This window comes from Paenibacillus zeisoli (assembly GCF_003994465.1).
In the GTDB taxonomy this organism is placed as follows: Bacteria; Bacillota; Bacilli; order Paenibacillales; family Paenibacillaceae; genus Fontibacillus; species Fontibacillus zeisoli.
Genome location: NZ_RZNX01000010.1, coordinates 90,254 through 102,215, shown reverse-complemented (window position 1 = coordinate 102,215; position 11,962 = coordinate 90,254). Strand labels below are relative to the sequence as shown.

The window sequence follows — 11,962 nt, the reverse complement described above, 5'->3', positions numbered from 1 at the left end:
GACTTCTGTAATTTCCTGCTATTTTCTAAGTTCTGCGGCAAAAGTTTGTTCAAGGACCTCAAGCACGCGTTCATGTACTGTCGTAATGTCCTCTTCAGTCAATGTGCGATCTTTGTGCTGGTATACCATGGATATGGCCACACTCTTTTTGTTATCTCCTAATTTGCTGCCTGTGAACACATCGAAGACTTGAATACCGGTAAGCAGCTCACCTGCGGTGGCTTGAATGGCCTGAATCAGGGCTCCTGCTTCCACCTCACTGTCCACAACCACTGCAATATCCCTCTCGACTGAAGGGAACCTTGGCAGCTCGTTGTATTCAATATTGCTTTCTGCATGCTGATACAGCGGTGTCAGCAGCAGCTCGGCAACATAAGTATCTTCTAGGTCTTTATCCCGCTGTAAGTTCGGATGCATCTGTCCAAGTACCCCAATCCGGATCTTCTCTTCTCCAGTCTGCAGATATATGGAGGCTGAGCGTCCCGGGTGAAACCCTTCCGGCCGATCGGCTGCATAAGTAATCTTATTACGAAGACCCAAATATTCAGTCACGCTCTCAATGGCGCCCTTCAGATCGAAGAAGTCCACCTTCTCGGCCGGGATATTCCACTGCTTCTCCTCACGAAGACCTGTTAGAAGGAAACTTAACACAGGAAGCTCCCTAGGCTGTCTGGTCAGCTTGTCTTCCTCAGTCCAGAATACACTGCCAATCTCAAAAATCGACAGGTTATCCTGCTTCCGATTCCGGTTATAAGCTGCGATATCTACCAGCTGTGGAAGTGTACTTGTGCGAAGAACGCTTCTGTCCTCGCTCATCGGCATAGCCAGCTTCACAGCACGGCTTCCTGCCGAGAGAGTCGGGAACAAGCCCACAGAAGCTTCATAAGTGAACGAGTAGCTGATCACTTCCTGCCAGCCTCCATGTGTTAACAGCGTACGCAGGCTGCGGCGAAGGAACTGCTCCCTTGTATAAGAGCCGGCTGTGGTTGGTCCCTCAATTGAGGTGGTAGGAATATTGGCATATCCATACAGACGAGCAATTTCTTCAATCAAATCTACATCGCGGGTAATATCCCCACGGCGTGAAGGAACAAGCACTTCAATTTCCCCTTGACGCTCTGAACTTTCGAAATTCAGCCTGGTGAAGATCGTCTTGACTTCGAGCATGGAAATGTCTGTTCCAAGATAACCATTAAGCTTGCTAAGCGATAGTGTAATTTTCTTGTCTTCCGGTGCCTTAATTACGGATTCTACAATCCCTTGATGTACTGTTCCTCCTGCATACTGCGCGATCAGACTTGCTGCCCGGTTCAGTGCAGGAATAACCCGATTCGGATCGACTTCCTTCTCGAACCGAAGGGAAGCTTCGGAGCGAAGTCCGAGCTGACGGGATGTCTTGCGGACACTTCCACCATCGAAATGTGCAGATTCGAGAATAATATTAACGGTATTTCCCGTAACCTCAGAATTCAGTCCGCCCATTACACCAGCAAGGCCAACCGGCTTATTCTCGCCATCCGTGATGAGCAAAGCACCCGCCTCTAGCTTGCGCTCCTGACCGTCCAGAGTTACCAGGGTCTCCCCTTCTTCTGCCCGACGCACACCAATGGATCCGCCTGCAATTTGATCCGCATCAAAAGCATGCAGGGGCTGACCATATTCCATCATGACATAGTTCGTGATATCCACAATGTTATTGATCGGACGTACACCTGCTGCTGCAAGACGATTCTGCATCCACTGCGGTGAAGGTGCAATCTTTACATTGGAGAAATAACGAACCGCGTAATGGTTACAGAGTTCCGGAGCCTCAATATGAACAGCAATGTGATTGCTGGCAGCTTCAGAAACTTCAATCAACTTTTTCTCCGGCTCAGGAATCTTCACTTCTCGTCCGAGAATAGCACCCACTTCATAAGCTGCTCCAAGCATACTGAGACAGTCCGAACGATTTGGCGTTAGATCAAAGTCTAGAACCTCATCATCCAGACCGAGCACGCCATTAATCGGAACTCCAACCTCGGTATTGTCGGGAAGAACGAGAATCCCTTCCTGCTGTTCTTTCGGTACGAATTTCTCATTCAGGCCGAGTTCCTTGGCAGAGCAGATCATGCCTTGGGAAGCAACGCCGCGCAGCTTCGCTTTCTTGATCTCAAGTCCACCGGGAAGCTTGGCGCCTACCAGAGCAACAGGTACCTTTTGACCGGCATCGACGTTCTTGGCTCCGCATACGATTTGCAGGTCCTCATCAAGTCCCGCATCTATAATACATACATTAAGCTTATCCGCATCGGGGTGCTTTTCCTTACTCTTCACATAACCCACAACGACTTGGCTCACACCTGGGCTTCTCTTCTCTACAGAATCGATCTCAATACCGGAACGTGTAATCTGCTCAGCTAGTTCCTCCGTCACCACATTGTCCAAAGATATATAATCCGACAACCATTCGGTTGATACTTTCATGAATATGTCCCTTCCCTTCGATAATTAGTTTCGAGCGAACTGCTGCAGGAACCGCAAGTCATTGCTGTAGAAATGACGGATGTCATCAATCCCGTATTTGAGGATTGCAATTCGCTCTACGCCCATCCCGAAGGCAAAGCCCGTATACTCCTCTGGATCGTAACCGCCCATTTCAAGCACACGCGGGTGTACCATACCGCAACCCAGAATTTCAAGCCAGCCTGTGTGTTTGCACATCCGGCAGCCTGAACCGCCGCACTTCACACAAGTTACGTCTACCTCAGCACTAGGCTCTGTGAAAGGAAAGAAGCTTGGACGCAGACGAATCTGGGTATGAGGTCCGAACATTTCGCGAGTGAACTGGAGCAGGGTGCCCTTGAGGTCACTCATCCGGATTCCTTTACCAATGACCAGACCTTCAATCTGGTTGAACTGGAAGGAGTGAGTCGCATCATCATCATCACGTCGGTAGACCTTACCTGGGCAAATGACTTTAACCGGCACCTCACCTTGCATGGCTTCCATCGTACGAACCTGTACTGGAGAGGTCTGCGTCCGCATCAGAATGTCCTCTGTAATGTAAAAGGAATCCTGCATATCGCGAGCCGGATGGTTCTTCGGCAGATTAAGGGCTTCAAAGTTGTAGTAATCCGTCTCGACCTCTGGACCTTCCGCAATGCGGTATCCAAGTCCAATGAAGATATCCTCAATGTCCTGGATGACCTTATTCAGCGGATGAACGCTTCCTTGGCGAAGCGGGCGTCCCGGTAGAGTCACATCTACCTTCTCGGCTGCGAGTCTTTGCTCGGTTTCTTGATTCTGGAATTCCAGCTGCTGACGCTCGATAACTTCTTCGATGGCGGCACGTACTTCATTGGCGACCTGCCCGATTACCGGACGCTCCTCTGCACTAAGCGCTCCCATCCCTCTCAAAATTTCTGTAAGAGCACCCTTCTTGCCTAAATACTTCACTCTAAGATCATTGAGCTGCCCAGCATCAGCAACATCCTTCAGCTGATCCAACGCTTCGACTTTTAACGATTCCAACCGCTCTTTCATTTATGAACCTCCTTAAAGTTTAAGACCCAAGATACCGAACTCGAAATCCTTCGTCTTATGACGAGCACAATTCCCGAGTACAACAAAAAAAGGCCTTCTCTCCCGTAAGGGACGAAAAGACCGTGGTACCACCCTTGTTAGATCCATATCCTCTTAGGTGCTCATATTAACAGCACCATTCTGAAAGATACTTCTCTCACTCATCGAATTAACGGTTCGTAGCCGGCAGCCTCTACTGTCATAGTCCCCCTGGACTATCGGTTCAAGGCGCTGCTCCGGAGTGAACTTCGGCAGCCTGATTCTGTAGAAACGCTCTCAATCTTACGGCGTTTCCTCCCTGTAAAGAGGCACTGCTTACTCTTCTCCATCTCAGCATTTCATATCATGGTTACTCTGCATTCTTATGTTCAATATTATATGCAAAACATACACCTATTGGCAAGTCGAATCCTGTCTAAGCTTTGGATTCCTCTTTTGTTATGATATGTTTGTATTATCTACCCAAAGGAGACCCGTGAACCACATGAATGGAACAGAGCGCAAAAATATCATCCCCGGAAGAACGGTGGATATCGTACTCAAGCAAGATCAGCGAACCGGCAAGCTTACCCGTGGGGTTGTCAAAGACATTCTGACCAACTCTCCTAGCCATCCCCATGGAATCAAGGTTCGCTTGGAGGATGGACAGGTTGGGCGAGTCAAAACCGTCCACATCTAACACATAGCAAAAGCTCCAGTCCCAAAAGGCATCCTTGGGCTGGAGCTTTGCTGTTATGATCTACATCAATCAGAGATTGTGGGCTAGTGGAAGCTAGCCGACCTATAGGTCAGCCTTCGTGATACTTTGAAGCTGGAACAACCGGAATTCTCAGTGATTCGTCAGTTGCCCAGAAATACTACACACCTTGGATATCCGCCTAGTCAAAAGCACGAGGCTTACCTCGCTGTATGCCCGTTTATCTTTTACCCGGATCGTAAGGAATCCCCAGTGCAGCAGGAGCGGAAGAACGCCCTACCGCAGCCACCAATACGATTATGGTCAGCACATATGGAAGCATGTAGATGAATTCCATTGGAATGTGGCTGGACCAGGAGAACAGCGTAACATAACTGCGGATCGCTTGCGAGAAGCCGAAGAACGCAGCTGCTCCGAACGCACCAATTGGGTTCCATTTCCCGAAGATCATCGCCGCAATAGCGATAAAGCCCTGACCCGAGATCGTATTATGCGCAAAGGTACTTGTTGTAGTCAATGTGACGGTTGCGCCACCGAGAGCAGCTAGAGCACCACTGATCATAACACCGATGTAACGCATACGACGAACGTTGATCCCCACAGTATCTGCAGCACTTGGATGCTCACCCACCGAACGCAGACGCAGACCAAACGGAGTCTTGTAGAGAACATAGTAAGCCACGAACACCAGTATGATGGCCAAATAAGTAGTGGGGTAATTATTGAACAGACCTTCTCCAATAATCGGAATCTGGGAAAGACCCGGAATTGGATATTTACTAACCACCTGCAAAAGCGGAGTCTCCCCATTTCCACTGAAAATCAGCTTAACCAGATACAAGGTACTCCCAGCAGCCAGGAAGTTAATTACGATACCGCTTATAATCTGATCCGCCTTGAACGTGATCGAAGCCAAAGCATGAATCAATGAAGCAAGTACCCCCGTAATTATCGCTGCAACAAGACCAACCCACGGAGCTCCTCCGCCCATGCCCGATTGTTCAGCATAGTAAGTAGCTACTGCGGCCGAGAAGGCCCCGAAGGTCATTAGTCCTTCAATCCCGATATTAGTTACCCCTGAACGCTCAGAGAAGATGCCGCCCAAGGCCGCAAAGATAAGCGCTGTCGAGAATACAAGCGTCGTATTGATCAACTGGCCTAAAGTAGTTACCCAATCCATTTACAACACCTTCTCTTTCTTGCGTTTGGAGTAAAGAGGTTTAAGGACCCAGCGTACGATGCCCTGTGCGGCAATGAAGAAGATGATCGATCCGATGACAATCCGAATCAATTCCGGCGGTACACCTGCACCAAAGCTCATGCCTGCAGATCCGTAAGTCAGAATCCCGAACAGTGATCCTCCCAGCAAAATACCAAACGGATGGTTCATCCCGATCAAGGCGACAGCGATACCGTCAAAGCCAATCCCTGGCGATCCGGACATGATCGACTGGTAATGAAATACCCCAAGTACCTGTACAGCTCCTGCCAATCCCGCAAACACGCCGCTGATAAACATCGCTTTAACTACATTCCGGCCCACATTCATTCCGGCATACTCAGCAGCATTCGGATTAAAGCCTACGGCACGAAGCTCATAGCCCTGCTTACTCTTCCACAAGAAGTAATAGAAGAACACGGATGCTAGCACAGCCAGGAGCATACCCCAGTGCATGCGAGCATCATTGAAGAAATTAACCAAACTTTGTATGGAGATAGAAGCCGTTGGTTGAATTTCTTCCGAATGATCCATTCCTTCCGGCAGGAGGAAGGAGTTTACGATGTAGTTCCCCAAATATAACGCGGTCCAGTTCAGCATAATTGTTGTAATAACTTCATTTACGCCTCTTTTAGCCTTCAGATACCCTGCAATAGCAGCCCACAAGCCGCCGCAAAGCGCCCCGGCAATAAGCGCAAGTGGAGCGTGAATGATGGAGGGCAGACCGGTCACCTTGATTCCAACAAAGGTAGCAGCAGTCATTCCCACGATAAACTGGCCTTCACCACCAATATTAAAGAGACCCGCTCTAAAGGCAAATGCCACTGCAAGACCCGTCAAGATTAGCGGTGTAATCTCACGCAGCGTCTCCCCAAAATCATACAGGTTCCCAAATACCTGCTCAAATAGGGATTGGTAGGCAAGCAGCGGATCATATCCGCCAACTAGCATAATGATCGCACCGACGATCAAGCCAAATATAATGGCAACCAGAGGCACAACAATACTTCCGGTAAAAATCTTGTACAATTTACTCATGTGCCTTACCTCCCGCCGTGCTGCCTGCCATCATCAGACCGAGCTCCTGATCGTTAGTTGATTCAGGATATACTTCGCCAACAATACGGCCTTCATAGATAACCACAATCCGGTCAGATACATTCATAATCTCATCCAATTCAAACGAAATTAGCAGCACGGCCTTACCTTGATCCCGTTGTGCGATCAGCTGGCGCTGTACGAATTCTATTGCACCTACGTCCAGACCCCGGGTAGGCTGCGCAGCAATCAGGAGATCAGGGTTCTTATCTATTTCCCGGGCTATAATTGCTTTCTGCTGATTACCGCCAGACAGTGATCGTGCCAGTGTATCCATGCTTGGCGTACGGACGTCGAAATGCTCAATCAGACGTTTTGCCTGCTTACCGATGGCATCATAGTCCAAGAACCCTTTTCGGTTATAAGGCTCTTTATAATATGTCTCCAGCACCATGTTCTCTTTCATAGAGAAATCCAGGACAAGACCATGCTTATGACGGTCTTCCGGAATGTGGGACACACCGCTTTCGATGACTTTTCTCGGCGGCAGATTCGAGATCTCCTGACTCAGAACCTTAATAGACCCGCTGTCGATCTTGCGAAGTCCTGTCAGGGCTTCGATCAACTCACTTTGTCCATTGCCATCTACTCCAGCGACCCCAAGAATTTCACCGGCTCTAAGCGTCAGACTGAGACCATCCAGGACAGGTACCCCATCTTTATTCTTAGCCGAAATGTTGTTGACTTGAAGTACTGCTTCCTTCGGTTCTGCCGGCTTCTTGTCCACTTTAAAGGATACGCTTCTTCCCACCATCTTCTCTGCCAGCTCATGTGGACTGGATTCTGAAGTCTTCACCGTGTCGATTACCTTACCCCGGCGAATGATCGTAACGACATCTGAGATTTGCATAATTTCTTTCAGCTTATGTGTAATCAAAATAATGGATTTGCCTTCAGCAACCAGCCGTCGCATAATCTCCATCAACTCGGAAATTTCCTGAGGAGTCAGAACCGCTGTCGGTTCATCAAAAATAAGGATATCCGCTCCGCGGTAAAGTGTCTTCAGAATCTCTACGCGCTGCTGCATACCGACGGAAATATCGTGGATTTTGGCATTCGGATTCACCTTGAGTCCATACTGTTCAGACAATGCCTTGATCTTGGCAGATGCCGTCTTATAATCCAGATTAATACCTTTGCGCGGCTCCATGCCCAAAATAATATTCTCAGTCACCGTAAACGGTTCCACTAATTTGAAATGCTGATGGACCATCCCGATACCAAGGTCAATCGCTTTATTGGGATTATCGATAAGTACAGGTTGACCATTTATATCAATACTTCCTTCGTCAGGCTGGTATAATCCGAACACAATGTTCATCAGAGTAGACTTACCGGCTCCATTCTCACCGAGAAGCGCATGAATTTCGCCCTTATTTAGCTTCAAACTAATGGAGTCATTAGCTACAATACCAGGAAACCGCTTGGTAATTCCCTTAAGCTCCAGAACCGGAGGCGCTGCTGACATGAGATCACCCTTCTCATAAAGATAGTCTGGACAGGACATGAAAATAACCTTGTTAACAAGGGAACAAGGCTAGTTAAATAACCAGCCTTGCCCTATAAATATAGCCTATATTACGTTCATGTGAAACTTCAAAATCCGTTTAAATCGGTAACTTATTTCTCAGGAACTTTGATTTCGCCGCTAACGATTTTTGCTTTGTAATCTTCTACAAGCTTAAGCACGTCAGCTGGAACGTATTTGCTGGATGTGTCAGGGATACCTACACCATTATCCTTCAAAGTCAAAGTTTCCTGTCCACCTTTGAATGTACCGTCAATAACTTCTTGGCTGACACGCTTAACCGCTTCATCTACACGCTTAACCATGGAAGTCAAAGTTACATCAGGGAATTCAAGGGATTGGTCTTTATCTACGCCGATAACCCATACTTTCTGTCCACTCTTCACACGGCCAAGAGCTTCGTTAAATACGCCTGTACCTGTTCCGCCAGCAGCTTGGAAGATAATATCTGCTCCATTGTTGTACTGGGTAGCTGCTGCTGTTTTACCCAGGTCAGGCTTGTCAAATGCGCCTGTGTAGTTGATGTTCACTTCAGCATTCGGATTAACTGCAAGTACGCCAGCTTTAAATCCAGCAGCGAAGCGCTCGATAACCGGAAGTTTAATTCCGCCTACGAAGCCGATTTTATTTGTTTTTGTCATCTTACCAGCAACAACCCCTACCAGGAAGCTGCCTTCATTTTCAGCAAAAGTTACCGATTTAACGTTCGGAGCATCTACTACCGCATCGATGATCGCAAGCTTGGCATCCGGGTTTTGTTTAGCAACAGTACCGACTGCATCACCAAGGCTCATACCGATACCCCAGGTCAAAGCGTATTTACCTTTAACAAATTTATTCAAGTTTGTATTGTAGTCATCTGATTTTGTACTTTGCAAATATTCAGCTTTAACGCCTTTGTCCTTCTGTAATTGCTGCAGACCTTCCCAAGCAGACTGGTTGAACGACTTATCGTTTACACCACCAACGTCAGTAACCATACCGATTTTGATATCGGATTTGGATGAACCTTCGGAAGTGCTTGCACTACCATTCGTTTCACTTTTTTTGTTGCCGCATCCTGCAAGTACTACAGTAAGTGCGAGCAGCATGACAATCGACAATTTAAAAGTCTTTTTCATTGTTTATAATCCCCCTTAGAAATTTGAAGCGTGTCTGTCGACCAAATTATACAATTAAACCAGATTAAAATCCACACATTAATGAACAAAGGTCAATAAATTTACGGATTTGCAAGCATGCAAGCGCTTCATCATTAATAGCTCACTTGCTATGTTCGTTTAAAGCGTCTATTCCCCTATATTATCTAAGTTTATCCGATATCTTTAGCATTCCCCATATCGTGACAATTCATCATTTATTGACAAATAAAAAAGCTCTTCACAAGGAAGAGCTTGAATATGCATATGGAGCGGGTGATGGGAATCGAACCCACGCTATTAGCTTGGAAGGCTAAAGTTCTACCATTGAACTACACCCGCAAAATGATAATGGTCGGGACGACACGATTTGAACATGCGACCCCCTGGTCCCAAACCAGGTGCTCTACCAAGCTGAGCTACGTCCCGTTATCTTGCCTATGTGTTTCGTAAAGACAAAAATAAATATATCATTTAAATTTACACTTTGCAAGTGTTATTTACATTTATACCGCTTCCCTACCCAAAAAGCGTGCTTCAATATCCTGTGCACCCAGAGGCTTGCTGAATAAATACCCTTGTCCTTCATGACAGCGCTGAAGCTTCAGAAATTCAAGTTGCTCCTGATTCTCTACTCCCTCTGCTGTTACCTTTAACTTCAAATGATGAGCCATCGATGTAATGGTCGATACAATAGCAGCATCGTTATTATCCTCCATCACTTCTTTTACAAATGAACGGTCGATCTTCAATCGGTCAATCGGCAGGCTCTTCAGGTAATGAAGTGAGCTGTAACCCGTACCGAAGTCATCGATACTGATATGAACGCCGAGCTCCTTAAGCCGTCTCAGCTGATCAAATGCCGATTCTTTATCAAATGTCATACTTTCTGTAATCTCAAGCTCCAGATAGTTCGGGTCAAGTTCGATCTCTGCGAGAATATCCCTAATATGTTCTGAAAGATGCGATTGCCGGAATTGCCGCATCGACAAGTTTACAGAAATACAGATGGGCTCGTATCCCTGCATCTGCCACTTTTTGTTCTGAATACATGCCGTACGCAGCACCCAATCTCCAAGGGGTACAATCAAGCCGCTTTCTTCGGCTAAAGGAATGAATTCTGCCGGGGGAATAAGACCTCGATGAGGGTGATTCCAACGCACTAGGGCTTCCATCCCCACAATTTTGCCGGTATCCAGATGGATCTGTGGTTGGAATTCAAGGAAGAATTCCTGCCTTTCAATTCCTTTACGCAGGTCATTCTCCAATTTGAGACGGGACTGAACTTGTACCTGCATAGAAGGCATGTATCGGCTGGAGTCCATTCCCTGCTCCTTCGCATTATGAACAGCCATATCTGCATTCTGCAAAAGCTGATCGGCCGATTGTCCATCCTCGGGGAATAAAGCGAGGCCCAGACTTACGGAGAGATGGTACTCTGAATTGTCAATGACCATAGTGGATTCCAGAGCAGTAAGCAGCTGATCCATCCGGTCATAAATACTGCTGACATTTGAAATGCCTGGTACAATAACAGCAAACTCATCTTCGCCCATCCGGAATACTTCTTCAGCTGGAGTGCAGCTATCCATTAGGCGTTCCCCCATCACGCTAAGAAGACGGTCTCCGGCACTATATCCCAGGGAGTCATTAATCGCCTTAAATCGATTAATATTTACAATGATCACTGCAGTCGATACCCTTGATAGGCGTGAAACTTCAATTTGATCCTGCAGGGTTTCCTTCAATTTCCTACGGTTTGGCAGTCCGGTTAAATCATCATGATAGGCCAGGTAGGTAATCTTTGCCTCGGCCAGCTGCTGATAACGAAGTGGTTCTTCAATAGTAAGCTTGTATACACCTTCCAAGATGAAGTAATAAGACAGCATCATAAAAATTTCGCCGGTCAGATGAGTAATCCCCAAATACTCCGGTTCTGAAATGAAAGTTAAATAATGCCCCATCATCATAAAGACCAGAGCGCTGATAACTGACAAAACGGCCGTGGAGCGTTCAACACGATTCTTGTACAAAATAGCCGCCAGCGCAGTGATATATAGAATCTGAATCCCTGCACTTCCAAACAGATGCCAAGAATTTATGCGATTAGGGCCAATCAGTTGTGGAAGGCTCGATTGAAATTGCCCCACTACATACAGGCCAATGATCATGGTGATTAAGGAGATGGCAAGTGCGTTAAACTTTTGGGTGCGGCCAACCTCCTTATCATTACTGCTGAATATCATCAGCACTCCTGCAGCACCAATTCCATGCGATACCATAACCATCCACACAAGGGTATTGGTCTGAAATTCCAATCCTAGCAGGTGAACACCACTAAGAGTTGTCTTGTACAAGACATCAATAATTCCGATGACGGCAAACAGAACGGCACTATATAATCGGTGTCTGGACAGCTTGTTAGTAAACAGGATCCAGCCCTGTGCAAATATTGCAAAACAAATCGCTCCAGCCAGGAATCCAATCGACAAGAGCAGACCTTGCAGCACTTCCTTCAACTGAGCCCCATCAAAAGATGTCGTTGAGATCATGCTCACCCAGATCATGACGACAAATCCACACAATCCTTTAAATATTGTCATCTTCTCTGCTTTTCTGATCTGCATTTGCTCTCTGACCCCCAGATGTAAATATCGACGTATTTGAAACAATTCAACATCTTTCGCGTTTTTCCTTCTTTTTTGGCAAAAAAATCC

Annotated in this window: 8 protein-coding genes and 2 tRNA genes; 1 reads left to right on the top strand and 9 read right to left on the bottom strand. The window is 46.8% G+C overall.

Annotation, left to right across the window (positions count from 1 at the left end):
* Positions 1–18 precede the first annotated feature (18 nt).
* Both pheT and pheS read right to left on the bottom strand, forming a co-directional pair.
* Positions 19–2,466, bottom strand: a complete 2,448-nt coding sequence (gene pheT / locus EJP77_RS17785) for a phenylalanine--tRNA ligase subunit beta (protein ID WP_127200601.1) — start codon at positions 2,464–2,466, stop codon at positions 19–21.
* Positions 2,467–2,490: 24 nt separating this feature from the next.
* Complete coding sequence (gene pheS, locus EJP77_RS17780) at positions 2,491–3,525, bottom strand: phenylalanine--tRNA ligase subunit alpha (protein ID WP_127200600.1); 1,035 nt, start codon at positions 3,523–3,525, stop codon at positions 2,491–2,493.
* 523 nt (positions 3,526–4,048) lie between these two features.
* Between pheS and EJP77_RS17775 the strand changes: the two genes are divergently transcribed.
* Complete coding sequence (locus EJP77_RS17775) at positions 4,049–4,243, top strand: YwbE family protein (protein ID WP_127200599.1); 195 nt, start codon at positions 4,049–4,051, stop codon at positions 4,241–4,243.
* A gap of 238 nt (positions 4,244–4,481) precedes the next feature.
* On the opposite strand, the gene EJP77_RS17770 is transcribed toward EJP77_RS17775, so the two are convergent.
* The 7 genes from EJP77_RS17770 to EJP77_RS17740 form a co-directional block, all read right to left on the bottom strand.
* Entirely contained in the window at positions 4,482–5,441 is a 960-nt protein-coding gene (locus EJP77_RS17770) for an ABC transporter permease (RefSeq protein ID WP_127200598.1), read from the bottom strand.
* The gene (locus EJP77_RS17765) at positions 5,442–6,518 is read right to left on the bottom strand and encodes an ABC transporter permease (RefSeq protein WP_127200597.1); all 1,077 of its coding nucleotides are present in this window, start codon (positions 6,516–6,518) and stop codon (positions 5,442–5,444) included.
* Positions 6,511–8,046, bottom strand: coding sequence for an ABC transporter ATP-binding protein (locus tag EJP77_RS17760; RefSeq protein ID WP_127200596.1), 1,536 nt, complete (start codon positions 8,044–8,046; stop codon positions 6,511–6,513). The genes EJP77_RS17765 and EJP77_RS17760 overlap by 8 nt, the downstream gene beginning before the upstream one ends.
* Before the next feature lie 152 nt (positions 8,047–8,198).
* On the bottom strand, positions 8,199–9,227 hold the full coding sequence (locus tag EJP77_RS17755; protein ID WP_127200595.1) for a BMP family ABC transporter substrate-binding protein: 1,029 nt from the start codon (positions 9,225–9,227) through the stop codon (positions 8,199–8,201).
* Between the two features lie 286 nt (positions 9,228–9,513).
* Positions 9,514–9,587, bottom strand: a tRNA-Gly gene (locus EJP77_RS17750).
* Positions 9,588–9,597: 10 nt separating this feature from the next.
* Positions 9,598–9,674: transfer RNA gene (locus EJP77_RS17745), tRNA-Pro, on the bottom strand.
* Between the two features lie 77 nt (positions 9,675–9,751).
* Entirely contained in the window at positions 9,752–11,872 is a 2,121-nt protein-coding gene (locus EJP77_RS17740) for a putative bifunctional diguanylate cyclase/phosphodiesterase (protein WP_127200594.1), read from the bottom strand.
* Positions 11,873–11,962 lie beyond the last annotated feature (90 nt).